Here is an 18,243-nt window from a genome sequence, read left to right as displayed (position 1 = left end):
CCGGGAAATGGGTTGCACGCCCCCGGATTTCATCCGGGCTACGGATCTGTAGGAACCATTCAAAACCGGACAATGGCCCACGCTGCCAAAACAAGAAAAGGAGAACCGACATGACCCAGATCGCCTTCATTGGCCTTGGCCACATGGGCCTGCCCATGGCCCGCAACCTGCTCAAGGCGGGCTATCCGCTGAAAGTGTTCGACCTGGTACGCAGCGCTGTCGATACCCTGGCCAGCGAGGGGGCTCTGGCGGCATGCAGTGCCACCGACGCCATCGACCAGGCGCAGGTAGTGATCAGCATGTTGCCGGCCAGCCGCCACGTGGAGAGCCTTTATCTGGGCGAAGATGGTTTGCTCAGTCGACTGGCGGCCGGCACCCTGGTGATCGAGTGTTCGACCATCGCCCCGGAGTCCGCGCGCACGGTGCACGCCGCCGCTCGCGAGCGCGGCGTCGCCCTGCTGGATGCACCGGTATCCGGCGGTACTGGCGGCGCAGCGGCCGGTACCCTGACCTTCATGGTCGGCGGTGAGGCGCAGACTCTGGAACAGGCCCGACCGCTGCTCGCGGCCATGGGCAAGAACATCTTCCACGCCGGCCCGGATGGCGCCGGTCAGGTGGCCAAGGTGTGCAACAACCAGGTGCTCGCTGTGCAGATGATCGCCACTGCCGAAGCCATGGCCATGGGCGTGGCCAATGGCCTGGATCCGGCCGTGCTGGCCGAGATCATGCGGCAGAGCTCCGGCGGCAACTGGACACTGGAGAAGTACAACCCCTGGCCCGGGGTGATGGAGAGCGCACCGGCCTCGAAAGGCTACAGCGGCGGGTTCATGGCCGAGCTGATGGCCAAGGACCTCGGCCTGGCCCAGGAAACCGCCAGCCACAAAGGCAACAGCGCACCGATGGGCGCCCTGGCGTTGCAGCTCTATCGCCTACTGCTCAAGCAGGGCAAGGGCAAACAGGACTTCTCGGTGGTGCAGCAGCTGTTCGTGGAATAACGCTGGGCAACAGCGCTGCGTGCCGGCAAGCCGGCTACGCCGCGCGGCAACCCCGGCAGGGTCGTCACCTTTGGCATCAGCGCTCAGCGCAGGTGCTGCAGATGCAACATGCCGAACAACAGCACCTGCAGGCGCTGCCACCATTGCCCCGGCAACCCCTGCAGGCGCGTGCGAAACAGCAACAGCTCGCCGACATGCGCCAGCAGCACCAGCAGCGCCGCCCAGTTGACCCAGCCGCCAAGCGGCGTGGCGAAGGGATAGAACAGATTGAGCAGCGCCACCAGCCAGAACATGGCCAGGGCGCCCTTGGCGAAAGACAGCAGGTTCATCATGAGCCTCCGAGTGGATGAGCCCGAAGTGTGCCGGGCTGATCCGCAAGAGGCCGCCCCTCTTTCGACTGGCGCAAGTCCTAGCGCAAGGTCAGGCCAAATGCTTCGTCGCTGAAGTCGAAGCAGCTGAGGAAGCGACGAATCTCCAGCAGGTTGCCATCGACCTGCACATCACCGAGCAGCGCACCCTTGACCAGGCCACCTTCGCCAGTCAGCAGGGTTTCCATGAAGCGCTTGTCCATGCTCAGGCGCAAACCCGTACCCTCGGGAATGCCCTTGTGCAGTTGCGCGACACCGCGCCGGACCTCCAGCGCCCACTGTTCGTCCACATCGGGGAAGTTGAAACCCAGGGTCAGCTCGACATCACCGGCCTTGTCTGGATCGATACGGGTCACCCAGTTCTGCAGGAAGCTCTGCGGGGTGAAGCTGCGCACCATGTCCGGCGAGAGGAAGACCTTGCGCATCTCGATCGAGCGCTGGCTGATCTCGTCACCGTCGAGCTTGCCCTCCAGCTCCATGGCGCTCATCAGATACCAGTTGCGCCAGTTGATGTTCATGCTGGCGTAGCCCAGCTTGCGGAAGCTGCGCGCCTTGATGTCGCGCGCCAGCTGGTCGTCGTGATCGACACGGATGGCATAGCCGGCCAGCTCGGCGGCCCACTGGTAATCCCCCTTGAGGTAGGCGTTGCCGGCCTCCAGCAGCAGCTTCTCGCGCCCGCCCATCATGGCGATCAGGCGCTCGGCCTTCTGCCGTGGCGGCGTCGGGTCGAGGTCCACCGGGTCACCCTGGAACCAGCCCAGGTAGCCGTTGTAGATCTGCCGCACGCTGTGCTTCACCGTGCCGTAGTACTCGCGCAGGTAGGGCGTGTAGCCCGCCAGGTGCGGCGGCAGCTTGACCTTCTCCACCAGCTCGTCCGGCGTCAGCCCCTTGTTCATCCAGCGCACGGTCTGGTCATGGATGTAGGCGATGCCGTCGCGGGTCATGCGCAGCACTTCCTCCACCGCGTCCTGACCGCTGACCGGGCGACCGTGCAGCGGCACCATGTAGTCGGCCCGGTAGGCGCGCAGCTTGTCCAGGCTCTCGACCCACTGCACCGGATCGCGGAACTTGGTGCCACGCAAGGTGTGGATGTTCGGCAGCGTCGGCCCCTGATCGACCTCGGCGCTGATCAGCACGCGATTGGCCGGCAGGTAGAGCACGATCTCGTCCGGCGCCTCGCTGGGGACATGCAGGAACTGCACGTCGAGCCCGGCGATGGTGGTGTCGAGCCTGTCCGCGAAGGTCACCGTCGGGGCGATGAAGGTGGAAGGCTCCGGGGTGACCAGCGGGCCGATACCGCCGTTCATGTCCTGCTCGTCCTGCGCCTCGAGGAAGGAGCCGAAACTGTAGGCCGAGCGCACACCGAGAATCGGCCCGACCAGCGCGCCCTGGGCCACGACGTTGGCCAGCAGGGTGTCGTGGGCGTAGATCTGCACGTCGCCGGACTCGACCTGCTCGCGCGTGACGAACGCCTGCACGCCATTGATATGGTCCGGATGGAAGTGGGTGTAGACCACCGCCTTCACCGGCTTGTCGGTGATCTTGCGAAACTCGGCCATGATCTTGCGCGACTCGCTGACCGACTCGCCGGTGTCGACGATGATCAGCCCCTCCGGCGCCTCGATCATCACCACGTTGCCAAGCTGCCAGCCCACGGCGGAATAGACGTTGTCGGCGACGCGGTAGATCTGCTGGGCGAAGACCTTGGTGTGGGCCGCCAGCTCGGCATTGATGCTGGGCTCGATGCGCTCGGCCGGCAGCTCGGCATAGGCGCTCAAGGGCAGGGAGGCGGCCAGCAGCAGGCCGCTCAAGCGAAAGAATGTGCTCATGGCGATGGACGTCTTGTTGTTGGAGTGCTGGCAGGTTGGCAAAGCCTGTTCGATAATTCCAATGCATTCGAATAAGCAAGTTGATGCACAATGCACATGAACGATCTACGCCAGCTTCGCCACTTCGTCGCGCTCGCCGAGCACCAGCACTTCGCCCGTGCCGCTGCCGCCGTGCACCTCAGCCAACCCGCCCTGAGCCGCAGCATCCAGGCCCTGGAGAGCCAGCTCGGCTGCACCCTGGTGGATCGCCACAACCGTGGCGTCACCCTCACCGCCCATGGCCGGCTGGTGCTGGAGCATGCCCGGCGCCTGCTGGCCGGCAGCCTGGCATTGAGCAATGCGGTCAACCAGCTGGGCAACCTGCAGGCCGGTGAGCTGCGCCTGGGCGCTGGCCCCTACCCCGCCGCCAGGCTGGTACCGCAGGCGCTCGGCCAGTTGCTGCAGCGCTATCCGCGCGTGCAGGTGAAACTGAACATCGGCAACTGGCTGGAGCTGCGCGACGCGCTGCTGGAGTCGACCATCGAGCTGTTCGTCGCCGACATCCGCGAACTGCAAGGCGATGCGCAACTGCACATCGAGCCGCTACGGGTGCATCACGGCGTGCTGTTCTGCCGTCCGGCGCACCCCCTGCTGCAACGGCGCGAGCTGAGGCTCGGCGACCTGCTCGACTTCCCCCTGGCCGGCACGCAGTTGCCGCACGTGGTCGAGCGCAGCCTGAGCACTGCCAGCGGCCGACTGCAGCCGCTGAGCGTGGAGTGCGACAATTTTCTGGTGCTCAAGCGCCTGGTCGCGGGCAGCGACGTGCTGAGCATGGCGCCCTGGGATGTGATTGCCGAAGAAGTTCGCAGCGGCCAGCTGTGCCTGCTACCCATGCAGGCGGAGGGGCTGCACCAGCATTCGGCCTACGGCCTGGTCAGCCGCGCCGGCCACAGCCTGTCGCCAGCGGCGCAAGCCATGGTCGAGGCGATTCGTCGGGTAGATGAACAAACGCCGCGTGCTGGACACGCGGCGGATTGAGCCGAGGCTTACCAGCGGCGCTCGCTGCCGCGCCGCGGCTGGTCATGACTGCGCCCGCTGGAAAAGCGCTGCTGGGTGCTGCGGCCGGTTTCCCAGCCGCGCTGAACCTGCCCGCCGCGATACTCCTGACGGCGCTGGTCTCGGCGATAGTCGTGCCGCGGCTGGGCATCACGTTTGTAGCCTTCGCGATAGCGCTGCTCGTGTCCGTAGTGGTAACGCGGCGGCGGCGCCGGCACGTAGCGCGGAGGGGCGGAGTAGTAGCTGTGCCGGCGATCCTCATAGTAGTAGCGCGGCGTCACGTAGACGGGCGGCGAGTAGTAATCACGCCGGTAACCGTCGTAATAACGATAGCCATGACCGTTGTGATAACTACGGTCGTAGCCATCGCCATAGACGGCACAACCGGAAAGCAACAGGAACAGCGCGGACAATAGCATCTTGTAGGGCATGGCGGCCTCCTGTGACCGCTGGGACGACGCCGACCGATGTCGGCCTCCGGGATGGTGATCCCTGACTCATCAGACAGCGCCGCCCACAACAGGTGCGATTCACTTCGTCGGCTGTGACCGACGGCGCAAAACCACGAGAGCACAGGACCATTGCCATGTCCCTGGCATGGCATTCGCTTACTCAGCGCAGCGGAAAGCCGATCCACGCCCAGGATCGTCAGTGTTAGCGAATCGCAATGGCCGACTAGGGTTCCGGCTCGCCGCAGGGCGAGTGGCTGGTCCGAGAGTCGGCGACCTCATGCAGCGGCCGGAAGCCGCGGGGTTACACGGCGGGACAAAAGCCCGGGAGAACGCGCAGCACGGCTGCCGGCTTTCCAGCTTTCGTCCATGACCCGAGGTATCCATGTCCATTCGCTCCCTGCTCACCGTCCTGCTCTGCGCCTGCCTGCTCGGCGCTCCGACAGCCCAGGCCGCCCCCAAAACCTTCAAGTTGTGCTGGTCGATATTCGCCGGCTGGATGCCCTGGGGCTACGCCGCCGAGCAAGGCATCGTGAAGAAGTGGGCGGACAAGTATGGAATTGACATTCAGGTGCAGGAAGTGCCGGATTACGTCGCTTCCATCGAGCGCTACAGCGCGGGTCAGTTCGACGCCTGCACCATGACCAACATGGATGCCCTGACCATCCCCGCCGCTGCCGGCACGGACAGCACCGCGCTGATCATCGGCGACTTCTCCAATGGAGCCGACGGTTTGCTGCTGCGCGGCAACGGCAAGAGTATCCGCGACCTCAAGGGCAAGACCGTGCTGCTGGTAGAGAACTCGGTGTCCCATTACCTGCTCAGCCGCGCGCTGGAATGGGCACTGCTGGAGGAAAGCGACGTGACCATCCAGCATGTCTCCGACACCGAGATCGCCGAGGCCTTTCTCTCCGGCCAGGGCGATGCGGTGATCACCTGGAACCCGATCCTCTCGCAGATCCAGCGCAAGACGCAGGTCAGCATGGTGTTCAACTCCAACCGCATCCCCGGCGAGATCCTCGACCTCACCGTGGTCAACAGCCAGACCCTGGCCCAGCATCCCGAGTTCGGCCGGGCGCTGACCGGTGCCTGGTTCGAGACCCAGCGCCTGCTTGGCCTGCCGACAGCTGCCGGGCGCGCAGCCCGAGCCCGCATGGCCACCGCTGCGGACACCAGCCCCGAGGACTTCGAGGAACAGCTGGTCACCCTGCGCTCGTTCTATTCGCCACGCTCGGCCCTCAACTTCGCCCGCACCGGCAAGCTGCCGGACACGATGCGACGCGTCGCCCACTTTGCCGATGCTCATGGCCTGTTGGGCAAGCGTGGCCAGGGCCTGACCAACCTGGGTATCGAGTTCAGCGGTGAAAAGACCATTGGCAGCCCCCAGCGCATCCTGCTGCGCTTCAACCACGCCTACATGCAGCTGGCCGCAGACGGCGCCCTGTAGCGCCCCAGCAGGCAGCACGCCGCCCACACCACGCACCAGCACGGCGCACGGCGCCAGCGACGAACCGCAGCGCAGCGCCAAGCGCTGCACCTTACGGCGCATGGCACGATGTTCGCTAAGAATCTCTGGTGCAGGAACCCCCCGGCTCACCGGGATCGCGGCACCACAATTTGCCAATAGCCGGCTAGGGTTCCGGCTCGCCATGCGCGAGCGACTGGTCCGAGAGCTAGCGACCTCCAGCGAGGTTACACGGCGGGACAAAAGCCCGGGAGAACGCGCCCCATCCGTGGGGAACCGCCGCGAACTCCTGTCCGCCCCTGTCAAACTGGAGGTTCACCATGGGTACGCCCCACTCGCAACAGCGGCAGCCAGCCGCCCACCAGAACGGCCAGACGCCCGTGCGCCTGCCCTCTTGCGCCCTCTTCGCACGCTAGCCGCGCACGCATTCCGCCCAAGGCCCGACGAGGACTCCCCATGCGCCTGATCAACCGCCACCCGGATCGCAGCGGCCGCCTGCTGCTGATCCTGCTGCCCTTCGCGCTGCTGCTGTTCGTCTACTTCAGCGCCTCGACCAGCCGCCTGGCCGAGAACCCCAATGACAAGCTGCTGCCCAGCGCCAGTCAGATGGTCGATGCCATCGACCGCCTGGCCTTCAGCGAAGACAAACGCAGCGGCCAGTACCTGTTCTGGCAGGACACCGCTTCCAGCCTGCAGCGTCTGGCCCTCGGCATCGGCATCGCCGCGCTGCTGGGCCTGGTGCTGGGCATCGCGGCCGGCAGCGTGCCGCTGTTCGGCGCGCCCTTGTCACCGCTGCTCACGGTGCTGTCGATGATTCCGCCGCTGGCCATTCTGCCGATCCTGTTCATCGTCTTCGGCCTCGGCGAGCTGTCCAAGGTGATGCTGATCGTCATCGGCATCACCCCCTGCATCGCCCGCGACATCGAGCAACGCGCGCGCGAGATTCCCGGCGAACTGCTGATCAAGGCGCAGACCCTGGGCGCCAATTCCTGGACGCTGATCCTGCGCCTGGTGCTGCCGCAACTGATGCCGCGCCTGCTGATCTCGCTGCGACTGATGCTTGGCTCGGCCTGGCTGTTTCTGATCGCCGCCGAGGCCATCGCCTCGACCGATGGCCTCGGTTACCGCATCTTTCTGGTACGTCGCTACATGGCCATGGACGTGATCCTGCCCTACGTCCTGTGGATCACCCTGCTGGCCTGGCTGATGGATCTGGGCCTGCGCCAGGTACTACGCCTGTGCTTCCCCTGGCATGAAGGAGGCAAGGCATGACCCTGTTCAGCCAACACGTCGTCCCGCTGAGTGAACCTGCCATGACTGACTCAAGCGCCGCCGCACACGGCACCTCGAACGCCGCCTTTATCGAGGCGCGCAACCTGTGGCAGGAATACGGCGATCTGGTCGTGCTCGAAGGCCTCAACCTCAAGGTCAACGAAGGTGAGTTCTGCACCCTGGTCGGCGCCTCCGGCTGCGGAAAATCCACCTTCCTGCGCATGCTGCTCGGCCAGGAACGCCCGAGCCGTGGCGAGCTGTTGCTGAGCGGCCAGGTGCTGCCCAACGAACCCGACCCGAGCCGTGGCGTGGTGTTCCAGCGCTACTCGGTGTTCCCCCACCTGAGCGTGCTGGACAACGTCGCCCTGGGCCTGGAGCTGCCGAAATCCAAGCTGCTGGGCCGGCTGTTCGGCGCGGCCAAGCGCGAAGCGCGCGAGCGCGCTGCCGAAATCCTCAGCAAGGTCGGTCTCGGCCATGCCCTGAACAAATATCCCAGCGCACTTTCCGGCGGCATGCAGCAACGCCTGGCCATCGCCCAGGCGCTGGTGATGCAACCACGTATGCTGCTGCTCGACGAGCCCTTCGGCGCCCTCGACCCCGGCATCCGCAAGGACATGCACGCGCTGCTGCTGGAGCTGTGGCAGGAAACCCGCCTGACGGTGTTCATGGTCACCCATGACCTGTCCGAAGGTTTCAGCCTTGGCACCCGCCTGCTGGTATTCGACAAGGTGCGCATTGATCCGCAGGCGCCCAACGCCTATGGCGCGCGCATCACCTACGACATTCCGCTCAACGCCGCACGCCGCGCGCAGGCGCAATTGCCCAGCGAAGTGGCCGAGCGTATTGCTGCACGCTGACCGTCCGCCCCGAAGACGTTGCCGATCAATTCAACACCGTAGCCCGGATGAAATCCGGGGGGGATAACCGGCACATTGTCCCCGGATTGCATCCGGGCTACGGACCAGAGATGTAGCGTATTTCGGCGCACCACCTCTGCAGCCACAGCCTCGCGGCTACGACTGCATGGATGCAGGAGGTAGAGCGAAGCAGGATGCCCGAGCCGAAAGCCCCTCCCACGAATCGTGGCGGACCCCGCCCCGTGGGAGGCGCTTCAGCGGCGCGCTTTTCAGCGCTGAATCAGACAGTCACTGCCTGACTAACTCAGCACCTCAAGATAACGCGACAGCGTTTCGCCCTCCGCAGCAAACCAGCGCTGCGCCTCGTCGCTGCACGGCGTGGCGAGTTCCGCGCGCCAATCCGGCTCCAGCGTATCGATGATGAACGTCCGCACCACCGCACGGCCGTCCGGGCGTTGCAAGTGCTGACAGACGCGCCCTGCTCCCGGTAGCTCGAAGCCCTCCAGCGAAATCATCTGCCCCACCCGTGCCGGCATGGTCGACAACGCCACCTGGTAACGCCCCTGCTGATCGGCGTAGGCCAGCGAGGTCTCGCAACCGAACAATGCCGCCAGGGCAGCACCATCGCCGCACGCACGCTGCGCCTGCTCGCGCAGTTGCAACGCTGATTCACCCGGCTCGACCGCCCGCCCCTGCACCCAGGCAAGCTGCTCGCCACAGAGAATCAGGCCGCCGCCGCGATGCAGCACCTGGCCGCTTTGCGCGTCGCATTCCTCCAGCAGACGCAGGCCGATCAATGGCCCGCTACTGGCCTGCAGACGCCAGTCCTCGATATAGGCGCCCGTGGTGCCAAACTCGATCATGCAGTTGCCGATGCGCTGCAACTGCGCCGGCTCCGGCCAGCGGTTGTGCAGCTGCAGAGACACACCACCGCGCCAGCTCAGGTAGCCATTCTCCCAGACGCTGTCGGCCAGCCAGCCTTCGTGATTGGCCAGCACGCGCAGCTCGGCGGCGTCGTAGTCGTGCCAGGCACGCGGCGGCAGCGCCGGTGCGTCCGGCAGGCGCAGGTCGATGGTGAAGGTGCGGCTCTGCAGCCAGTGCACCTGAGTGCGCTCGTCGCTGCGGCCGTCGGCGAAGCTGATGGTTCGGCGGCGAAAGTGCCCAAGCATCCAGTCCGGCACACCACCCTCGGCACGCTGTGGGTAACGTGCTGCCAGTTGCAGCAGGTTCATGCCGTCACCTCCCGGCTGGCTGCGCCGAAGCTGGACAGGCCTGCCGTGCCATCGGGCAACTGCAGCGAACCGTCCTCCAGGCGCTGGCGCAGGTAGCGAAAGGTCTGCGCTGTCTGCGCGAACAGGTGGTCGCCGCAACTCACCGGCGTGTACACCCGCTCACCCCGCGGCGCCAGGCCGGCAATCGGCGCGATCCGCGTCGGGTAGTCACAGGCGCAGAACAGCGGGAAGGCGAAACGCTCCTCGCTGACCTTGCGCACGCGGTGCGAGGTGGCAACGAACTGGCCGTTGCTGAGCACCTCGAGCATGTCGCCGATGTTGATCACGAAGGCGTCCTCGACTAGCGGCACATCGATCCATTGCCCGTCGCCGTTGAGCACCTGCAATCCTTCGGCGGTCGGTAGCAGGATGGTGAAGCACTCGTAGTCGGTGTGCGCGCCGATGCCCGGGCGATCAGCCACCGGGTCGGGGTCAAGCGGGTAATGGATCATGCGCAACTGGCTGGTGGGATGCCGGGTGATGCCGGCGAAGCTGTCCTCGGCCAGCCCCAGGGCCAGGGCGAAACCGCGGAACAGCGTGTCGCCCAGCGCCAGCGCGGCGCGGTAGTAGGCGCTGACCGCGCGCTTGAAATCCGCGGAGTCCGGCCACTGCGTCGGCCCCAGCAGCGGGTAGACCTGGGCCGCCTCGGTGTAGTCGTAATTGACGTCGTAGGCTTCCTTCAGATCCTGGCTACCGCCGGCGAACTGCTCCTCGCCTTCCGGCACGTAGCCACTATGGTTGCTCGACTGGCCGATATAAAAACGCATCTTCTCCTCCAGCGGACGGGCGAAGAAACTGCGTGCCTGGTCGATCAGCCCGTCGCGCAGCTCGCGGGCAATACCGTGCCCGCGGATCTGCAGGAAGCCGACCTCGCGGGCAGCGCGGCCCAGCTCGTCGGCAACGCGCTGGCGCTGAGCCAGGTCGTCGGCATAAAGGCCGGCAACGTCGACCAGAGGGATGGAGGTGAAATGGGTATGCGCCATGGCAATCTCCCTTGAACAAGTGAGTTACCTGGTCGTCCAGACGAGCAGCGGGTCGGGTCGTCCCGAGGGCGATCGCCTGCTCGCCCCTGCACAGGAGTCGATAGCGATTTCCATGCCATCACCATGGCGACAGCAACCGGCCCTGCCAGCAACAAATCGCCCCGCAACGGTGCAAATCGCACCGCGCCAGCCCCATCAGGCAGCACGCAATCTGCCAGCTGCGCCGGCAGAGCGCCAAATCACGGGCCTGGGCGAGCTGGCACGCTATTCGCTAAAGCCTGGGTGTGCAGGTTTTCACCGGGGTTTCCCGGAATCGCGGCACCACAATTTGCGAAATGGATGACTAGGGTTCCGATCCGCGCAAGCGGGTGACTGGTCCGAGAGTCATCGACCTCCAGTGAGGTTACACGGCGGGATAAAAGCCCGGGAGAACGCGCCTTTCGAACGCATCGAAACGTGCCGCGACTCCTGCCCGTACTCATCAAGACTGGAGGTTCCAAATGCGCAAGTACCGTCTGCTCTCCTTCGCCGCTGCCGGTCTGGCCGCGGTGCTCAGCTTCAGCGCTCACGCCGAGAAGAAAGACAACTTCAGCGTCTGCTGGACGCTCTACGCTGGCTGGATGCCCTGGGGCCATGTCAGCACCTCCGGCATCATCGACAAATGGGCGAAGAAGTACGGCATCAACATCGATGTGGTGCAGCTCAACGACTACGTCGAGTCGATCAACCAGTACAGCGTCGGCCAGTTCGACGGCTGCACCATGACCAACATGGACGCCCTGACCATCCCCGCCGCCGGTGGCGTGGACAGCACCGCGCTGATCGTCGGCGACTACTCCAACGGCAACGACGGCCTGCTGATCAAGGGTGAAGGCAAGGCCCTGGCCGATATCAAGGGCATGCAGGTCAACCTGGTGGAGCTGTCGGTTTCCCACTACTTCCTTGCCCGCGCCCTGGAAACCGCTGGCCTGAGCGAGCGCGACGTCACGGTGGTGAACACCTCCGATGCCGACATCATCGCCGCCTACTCCACCCCGAGCGTGCAGGCTGCCGCCACCTGGAACCCGATGCTCGCCGAGATCAAGGCCCAGCCCGGCAGCACCGAAGTGTTCGACTCGTCGAAGATTCCCGGCGAGATCCTCGACATGATGGTGGTCAACACCCAGACCCTGAAGGACAACCCGGACTTCGGCAAGGCCCTGGTCGGCGCCTGGTTCGAGATTCTCGAGCTGATGCAGTCCGGCACGCCAGAAGCCACTGAAGCCCTGACCGACATGGCCAAGGCCTCCGGCACCGACCTGGCCGGTTTCCAGGCCCAGCTGGCGACCACCAAGCTGTTCTACACGCCGCAGGAAACCCTGGACTTCGTCACCAGCCCGGCCCTGCCGGAGACCATGACCAAGGTCGCCAACTTCAGCTTCGAACACGGCATCCTTGGTGAAGGCGCGCGCAGCGCCGACGCCATCGGCATGACCTTCGCCGGCGGGGTGAGCACTGGCGACAGCGCCAACATCAAGCTGCGTTTCGACCCGAGCTACATACAGATGGCCGTCGACGGCAAGCTCTGACGGGCAGCGCTAAAAGCCCGCCCTGAACCCCATCGCAACGATGATCAGGCGCCACTGCCGGCGCCTGACGACCAGGCTTTGATTCCGAGGTACCCATGACAACTGCCCCCACCCTGCGCGCCACCCTCTATGAGGAAACCCTTCCCGGCGGCGGCCACACTTCCTTCGTCCTCAAGCGCGGTCAACTGCTGCGCATTACCGATCTCGAAGGCGGCGCCAACGTCAGCCTGCTGCTGTTCAACGCCCTTGAGAAAAGCGAACGGCTGAACCTGCCGGACACCCTCAAGGGCCAGCACACCGCCAAGCTCACCACCGGCCACTGCCTGTACTCGGACATGGGCAAGGTACTCGCCGCCGTCACCGCCGACACCTGCGGCTGGCACGACAGCTTCGGCGGCGTGCTCAATGCCGAGGAAACGCTGGAGAAATATGGCCAGGGCCGCTACCAGGAACTGCGCAATGGCTTCTTCCGCAACGGCATGGACAACCTGCTGGTGGAAATGGGCAAGTGGGATCTGAACCTGCAAGACCTGTTGATGAACCTCAACCTGTTCAGCCGCGTGGATGTCGACGCCGAAGGCGCCTTCCACTTCCAACCGAATAACAGCAAGGCCGGCGACTACATCGAGCTGTACGCGCCGATGGACTGCCTGGTTGTGCTCACCGCCCTGCAGCACCCGATGGACCCCAACCCGCAGTACGCGCCCAAGCCGGTGCAGCTCGCCTGGAGCAAGGTGGCCAGCGATGGCATCAGCGTGCTCTGCCGCACCTCGCGCCCGGAGAACGGCCGCGCCTTCCACAACACCGAACGCCAGTACCTCTGAGGATGCCGACATGAGCCTGACCGCAAGCAACCTGCATCCCGAAACCGCCAGCTTCCGCCACACCATCCCGGCGGGCGAACCCTACCTGTTCGAGGTCAAGGCCGGGCAGACCCTGCGCCTGCATGATCTGGAAGGCAACCAGGCCATCGATACCCTGTTCTTCGCCGCCCGTAATCCGCGCGAGCGCTTCGACCCGCAACGTACCCTGCGCAAGCAGAACAAGGTCTACCTGAGCACCGGCACGGTGCTCTATTCCAACCTCGGCAAGCCGCTGTTGACCATAGTCGCCGACACCTGCGGCCGCCACGACACCCTCGGCGGCGCCTGCGCCCAGGAGAGCAACACCGTGCGCTACGCCCTGGACAAGCGCTACATGCACAGCTGCCGCGACAACTTCCTGCGCGCCAGCCTGCACGACGGTCGCCTGAGCAAGCGCGACATCGGCGCCAACATCAACTTCTTCATGAACGTTCCCGTAACGCCGGAGGGCGGCCTGACCTTCGAGGACGGCATCTCCGCCCCCGGCAAGTACGTGGAGCTGAAAGCCGAGACCGACGTGATCGTACTGATCTCCAACTGCCCGCAGCTGAACAACCCCTGCAACGGCTGGAACCCGACGCCCGCCGAAGTGCTGGTGTGGGATTGATGATTTTCCTGTGGGAAGGACCGAGCAGCGTTTCGCTTCAGCCACGACAGCCATTCAAGAGCTCGCGGCTAAAGCCCCTCCTACAGCAGTAACCCGGATCGCATCCAGGCTGTGAGGCCGCAAGATCTGTAGGAGCGGCTTCAGCCGCGATACCCCGTAGGGTGGATGTCGCTTTCTACATCCACCGGCTGCGCCGGTTCACGGCTGAAGCGGAACGCCGCCCGAGCGCTCCTACACAGGGACCACGCATCACCGGATTTCACCACGGACGACCGTGGCCCATGACAAATGACGGCGGGACGGCCCGCCACTTTATACGAGGCACAAGCAAAGCGTCGCGAGCCAACATCTGGCAAGGCGGCAGCCAGTGAGAAAGCGGAGTTTGCTGGAGCAAATGAGCATTTCGAACTGCCTGCCAACGCCGCATGGTGGAGCGCAGCAGCTTTGAACTGTCTCGGGAGCGGATATGTTCGAGAAACTTCTAATCGCCAACCGTGGCGCCATCGCCTGCCGCATCCTGCGCACCCTGCGTGAGCTGAACGTCGGTGGCGTGGCCGTGTATTCCGAAGCCGACGCCGCCAGCCTGCATATCCAGCAGGCCGATCAAGCCCTCTCCCTCGGCGACGGCCCGGCCGCGCAGACCTACCTCGTGGTCGACAAGATTCTCGCCGCTGCCAAAACCAGCGGCGCCAAGGCCATTCACCCCGGTTATGGTTTTCTCTCCGAAAACGCGGCCTTCGCCGAAGCCTGCGAAGCGGCCGGCATCGCCTTCGTCGGCCCAACACCAGAACAGCTGCGCGTCTTCGGCCTCAAGCACACCGCCCGCGCCCTGGCCAAACAGCATGGCGTGCCGATGCTCGAAGGCACCGAGCTGCTGGAAAACCTCGACGCCGCGCTCAAGGCCGGTGAACAGGTCGGCTACCCGGTGATGCTGAAAAGCACCGCAGGCGGTGGTGGCATCGGCATGCGCGTGTGCCGCTCGGCAGCAGAACTCTCCGAGGCCTTCGAGGCGGTCAAGCGTCTGGGGCAGAACAACTTCAGCGACTCAGGCGTATTCATCGAGAAATACATCCAGCGCGCCCGCCACCTGGAAGTGCAGGTGTTCGGCGACGGCCAGGGCGAGGTGCTCGCCCTCGGCGTGCGCGACTGCTCGGTGCAGCGGCGCAACCAGAAGGTGCTGGAGGAAACCCCGGCACCCAACCTGCCCGCCGGCATGGCCGATGAACTGTGCGCCGCCGCGATCAAGCTGGCCAAGGCGGTGAATTACCGCAGCGCCGGCACCGTCGAATTCGTCTACGACAGCGAGGCCGAGCGCTTCTACTTCCTGGAAGTGAACACCCGCCTGCAGGTCGAGCACGGCGTCACCGAACAGGTGTGGGGCGTCGACCTGGTGCGCTGGATGATCGAGCTGGCGGCTGGTGATCTGGCGCCGCTGAGTGAGCTGGCGGCAACGCTGCAACCCAGCGGCCATGCCATCCAGGCGCGCCTGTATGCCGAAGACCCGGGTCGCGACTTCCAGCCCAGCCCCGGCCTGCTCACCGCCGTGCAGTTTCCCGAAGCCGACGGCAAGGCCCTGCGCATCGACACCTGGGTCGAGGCCGGTTGCGAGATTCCGCCCTACTTCGACCCAATGATCGCCAAGCTGATCACCTGGGCGCCAACCCGCGAACGGGCCAGCGCCGCACTGGATCAGGCGCTGGCAGGCACCCTGCTGTACGGCGTGGAATGCAACCGCGACTACCTGCGCCAGATCCTCACTGACGCGCCCTTCGCCAGCGGCTCGCCGTGGACGCGCTGCCTGGAGAATCTGGTTTACCAGGCCAGCACCTTCGAGGTGCTCAGCGCCGGCACCCAGACCAGTGTGCAGGACTTCCCCGGCCGCCTCGGCTACTGGGCGGTAGGCGTACCGCCATCCGGGCCGATGGATGACCGCGCGCTGCGCCTGGGCAATCGCCTGCTGGGTAACGCAGAAGGCGCCGCCGGCCTGGAAATCACCATGAGCGGCCCGAGCCTGCGCTTCAACTGCGACGCCATGCTGGCCGTCACCGGCGCCGAGATACCGCTAAGCGTCGATGGCGCGCAGCAACCAATGAACACCGCGCTGCTGGTCAAGGCCGGCAGCACCCTGGCCCTCGGCACCATCGCGGGTGCTGGCGCGCGCAGCTACCTGAGCATCCGTGGCGGCATCCAGGTGCCGGACTACCTGGGCAGCAAGAGCACCTTCACCCTCGGCCAGTTCGGCGGCCATGGCGGCCGCGCCCTGCGTGCCGGTGACGTGCTGCATCTGCTGCCGCTCGATAGCCGTGAGGCCGGCGCACAACTGCCCGCCGAACTCTGCCCGGCCCTGCCGGCGGTGCGCGAACTGCGGGTGATCTACGGCCCGCACGGCGCGCCGGAATACTTCACGCCCGCCTATGTCGACAACTTCCTCGCCACCGACTGGGAAGTGCACTTCAACTCCAGCCGCACCGGCGTGCGCCTGATCGGCCCAAAACCGGAATGGGTGCGCGACAGTGGCGGCGAAGCCGGCCTGCACCCGTCCAACATCCACGACAACCCCTACGCCATCGGCGCGGTGGATTTTACCGGCGACATGCCGGTGATCCTCGGCCCGGACGGCCCCAGCCTGGGCGGTTTCGTCTGTCTGGTAACCATCATCGAAGCCGACCTGTGGCAGCTCGGCCAGCTCAAGGCCGGCGACAAGGTGCGCTTCGTGCCGGTGGATATCGCCACGGCGCGGGCGTTGGCGCAAAGCAATGCACGCGAATACGCCGAACTCGGTGGGAGGGGCTTTAGCCGCGACAATTGCGCCGCTTCTGTCGCGGCTGAAGCCCCTCCCACAAAGGCCCTCCAAAGCCCCATCGTCCTCGACCTCGGCGAAGGCGATACCCGCCTGGTCGCGCGCCTGTCCGGCGACACCCATCTGCTGCTGGAAATTGGCCAGCCGGAACTCGATCTGGTGCTGCGTTTCCGCGGCCACGCGCTGATGCAGGCATTGCAAGCCATGCAACTCGACGGCGTGATCGACCTGACGCCGGGCATCCGCTCGTTGCAGTTGCACTACCAGCCGGAAACCCTGGCACTGCAGACGCTGCTCGACATCGTCGCCGGCGAGTGGGACGCCGTCTGCGCCGCGCAAGACCTGCGCGTGCCGTCGCGTATCGTCCACCTGCCGCTGTCCTGGGACGACCCGGCCTGCCAGCTGGCCATCGACAAGTACATGACCACTGTGCGCAAGGACGCGCCCTGGTGCCCGAGCAACCTGGAGTTCATCCGCCGCATCAACGACCTGCCAAATCTGGACGAGGTCTACCGCACGGTGTTCGACGCCAGCTACCTGGTCATGGGCCTGGGCGACGTCTACCTCGGTGCGCCGGTGGCTACCCCGCTCGATCCGCGCCACCGCCTGGTCACCACCAAGTACAACCCGGCGCGCACCTGGACGGCGGAAAACTCCGTCGGCATCGGCGGCGCCTACATGTGCGTGTACGGCATGGAAGGCCCCGGCGGCTACCAGTTCGTCGGCCGCACCCTGCAGATGTGGAACCGCTACCGCGCGGTCGAGGCCTTCGACGGTAAGCCGTGGCTGCTGCGCTTCTTCGACCAGATCCGCTTCTACCCGGTCTCGGCCGACGAGCTGCTGCGCATCCGCCGCGACTTCCCGCTGGGCCGCTACCCGCTGCGCATCGAACAGAGCGAACTGGCGCTGGCCGACTACCAGCAGTTTCTCGATGACGAAGCCGAGGGCATCGCCGCCTTCCGCCAGCAGCAGCGCGCCGCCTTCGACGCCGAACGTCAGCGCTGGATCGACAACGGCCAGGCCCACTTCGAGGTCGAAGAGGCCGCGCCCGAACAGGGCGAGGATGCGCCACTGGCCGCCGGCCAACACGCCATCGAAAGCCATGTAGCGGGCAACCTCTGGCAGGTGCAGGTCGAGGCCGGCACCCAGGTGCAGGCCGGCGACGTACTGGTGATCCTCGAGTCGATGAAGATGGAGATCCCACTGACCGCACCAATAGCCGGCACCGTGCGCGAAGTACGCGTGCAACCGGGCTCGCCGGTGCGTGCCGGGCAGCGCGTGGTGGTGCTTGAAGAAGCCTGAAAAACTCGCCGCTAAAGCGCCTCCCACAGGACCTGACCAGTCCTTGCGGGAGGCGTTCTCCCCACGACCAGCAGCGCCCCCATAGGAGCGGCTGGGCGGCATTCCCTTACAGCCGCGATATACCAGCGCCCCAAGACCACCAACACCTTGTAGGAGCGGCTTCAGCCGCGATCTCACCAAAGCCCCAAGCGCCCGCTGTGGGAGGGGCTTTAGCCGCGACTGCTTCGATAAGCTCGCCGCTAAAGCGCCTCTGACCAGTCCTTGCGGGAGGCGTTCTCCCCACGAACAGCAGCGCTCCTTAGGAGCGGCTGGGCGGCATTCCCTTACAGTCGCGATACACCAGCGTCCCCAAGACCACCAACACCTTGTAGGAGCGGCTTCAGCCGCGATCTCGCCAACGCCCCAAGCCCCCCCTGTGGGAGGGGCTTTAGCCGCGACAACCTCATGCCCCACCGTAATACCGGCAACTCCAGTCGCGGATAAATCCGCTCCTACATAGCCCCGTAGCCCGGATGCAATCCGGGAACCCTCCCCCCAGACATTCGCAACCGATAAACAGCGCCGATTGTGATCACAACT

The 18,243-nt window shown here is 65.5% G+C and carries 14 protein-coding genes and 3 riboswitches; of the genes, 9 read left to right on the top strand and 5 right to left on the bottom strand.

Annotated features, from left to right (window positions below; genetic code table 11):
• Window positions 1-110 precede the first annotated feature (110 nt).
• Window positions 111-995, top strand: coding sequence for a 3-hydroxyisobutyrate dehydrogenase (gene mmsB, locus PCLY_RS23505; RefSeq protein ID WP_061242875.1), 885 nt, complete (start codon window positions 111-113; stop codon window positions 993-995).
• A gap of 83 nt (window positions 996-1,078) precedes the next feature.
• Here mmsB and PCLY_RS23500 read toward each other — a convergent pair whose 3' ends face one another.
• Both PCLY_RS23500 and PCLY_RS23495 read right to left on the bottom strand, forming a co-directional pair.
• The gene (locus tag PCLY_RS23500) at window positions 1,079-1,327 is read right to left on the bottom strand and encodes a DUF1145 domain-containing protein (RefSeq protein WP_231740211.1); all 249 of its coding nucleotides are present in this window, start codon (window positions 1,325-1,327) and stop codon (window positions 1,079-1,081) included.
• A gap of 77 nt (window positions 1,328-1,404) precedes the next feature.
• A complete protein-coding gene (locus tag PCLY_RS23495) occupies window positions 1,405-3,192 on the bottom strand; it encodes an alkyl/aryl-sulfatase (protein WP_061243285.1) in 1,788 nt (595 codons plus the stop codon).
• 96 nt (window positions 3,193-3,288) lie between these two features.
• On the opposite strand from PCLY_RS23495, the gene PCLY_RS23490 reads away from it, so the two are divergent.
• The gene (locus PCLY_RS23490) at window positions 3,289-4,209 is read left to right on the top strand and encodes a LysR family transcriptional regulator (RefSeq protein ID WP_061243283.1); all 921 of its coding nucleotides are present in this window, start codon (window positions 3,289-3,291) and stop codon (window positions 4,207-4,209) included.
• Window positions 4,210-4,217: 8 nt separating this feature from the next.
• Here the strand turns inward: PCLY_RS23490 and PCLY_RS23485 are convergent, their stop codons facing one another.
• Window positions 4,218-4,658, bottom strand: coding sequence for a hypothetical protein (locus PCLY_RS23485; protein WP_061242871.1), 441 nt, complete (start codon window positions 4,656-4,658; stop codon window positions 4,218-4,220).
• 233 nt (window positions 4,659-4,891) lie between these two features.
• Window positions 4,892-5,009: riboswitch (guanidine-I (ykkC/yxkD leader) on the top strand.
• Window positions 5,010-5,061: 52 nt separating this feature from the next.
• Between PCLY_RS23485 and PCLY_RS23480 the strand changes: the two genes are divergently transcribed.
• The 3 genes from PCLY_RS23480 to PCLY_RS23470 all read left to right on the top strand — a co-directional run bounded on the left by PCLY_RS23480 (window position 5,062) and on the right by PCLY_RS23470 (window position 8,270).
• Window positions 5,062-6,123, top strand: coding sequence for a putative urea ABC transporter substrate-binding protein (locus PCLY_RS23480; RefSeq protein WP_061242869.1), 1,062 nt, complete (start codon window positions 5,062-5,064; stop codon window positions 6,121-6,123).
• Between the two features lie 173 nt (window positions 6,124-6,296).
• A riboswitch (guanidine-I (ykkC/yxkD leader) is annotated at window positions 6,297-6,397 on the top strand.
• A gap of 200 nt (window positions 6,398-6,597) precedes the next feature.
• Window positions 6,598-7,413 (top strand): ABC transporter permease, encoded by an 816-nt coding sequence (locus PCLY_RS23475; protein WP_061242866.1) that lies wholly within the window; start codon window positions 6,598-6,600, stop codon window positions 7,411-7,413.
• Between the two features lie 41 nt (window positions 7,414-7,454).
• Entirely contained in the window at window positions 7,455-8,270 is an 816-nt protein-coding gene (locus PCLY_RS23470; RefSeq protein ID WP_061243279.1) for an ABC transporter ATP-binding protein, read from the top strand.
• A 299-nt stretch (window positions 8,271-8,569) separates the two neighbouring features.
• On the opposite strand, the gene PCLY_RS23465 is transcribed toward PCLY_RS23470, so the two are convergent.
• Together PCLY_RS23465 and PCLY_RS23460 are read right to left on the bottom strand one after the other, a co-directional pair.
• Complete coding sequence (locus PCLY_RS23465; protein ID WP_061242864.1) at window positions 8,570-9,502, bottom strand: hypothetical protein; 933 nt, start codon at window positions 9,500-9,502, stop codon at window positions 8,570-8,572.
• The gene (locus PCLY_RS23460; RefSeq protein WP_061242861.1) at window positions 9,499-10,524 is read right to left on the bottom strand and encodes an isopenicillin N synthase family dioxygenase; all 1,026 of its coding nucleotides are present in this window, start codon (window positions 10,522-10,524) and stop codon (window positions 9,499-9,501) included. The genes PCLY_RS23465 and PCLY_RS23460 overlap by 4 nt, the downstream gene beginning before the upstream one ends.
• A 332-nt stretch (window positions 10,525-10,856) precedes the next feature.
• A riboswitch (guanidine-I (ykkC/yxkD leader) is annotated at window positions 10,857-10,956 on the top strand.
• A gap of 68 nt (window positions 10,957-11,024) precedes the next feature.
• Between PCLY_RS23460 and PCLY_RS23455 the strand changes: the two genes are divergently transcribed.
• From PCLY_RS23455 to uca, 4 genes are all read left to right on the top strand, one after another.
• The gene (locus PCLY_RS23455) at window positions 11,025-12,092 is read left to right on the top strand and encodes a putative urea ABC transporter substrate-binding protein (RefSeq protein WP_061242859.1); all 1,068 of its coding nucleotides are present in this window, start codon (window positions 11,025-11,027) and stop codon (window positions 12,090-12,092) included.
• 95 nt (window positions 12,093-12,187) lie between these two features.
• Window positions 12,188-12,916 (top strand): urea amidolyase associated protein UAAP1, encoded by a 729-nt coding sequence (locus tag PCLY_RS23450; protein ID WP_061242857.1) that lies wholly within the window; start codon window positions 12,188-12,190, stop codon window positions 12,914-12,916.
• Between the two features lie 10 nt (window positions 12,917-12,926).
• Entirely contained in the window at window positions 12,927-13,562 is a 636-nt protein-coding gene (locus PCLY_RS23445) for an urea amidolyase associated protein UAAP2 (RefSeq protein WP_061242855.1), read from the top strand.
• 466 nt (window positions 13,563-14,028) lie between these two features.
• A complete protein-coding gene (gene uca / locus PCLY_RS23440) occupies window positions 14,029-17,664 on the top strand; it encodes an urea carboxylase (protein WP_061242853.1) in 3,636 nt (1,211 codons plus the stop codon).
• Window positions 17,665-18,243: the final 579 nt, after the last annotated feature.

Source organism: Ectopseudomonas composti (genome assembly GCF_001567565.1).
GTDB lineage: Bacteria > Pseudomonadota > Gammaproteobacteria > Pseudomonadales > Pseudomonadaceae > Aquipseudomonas > Aquipseudomonas composti_A.
Note: the sequence above shows the minus strand (reverse complement) of the source record. Positions and strands in the feature narration are given on the sequence as shown.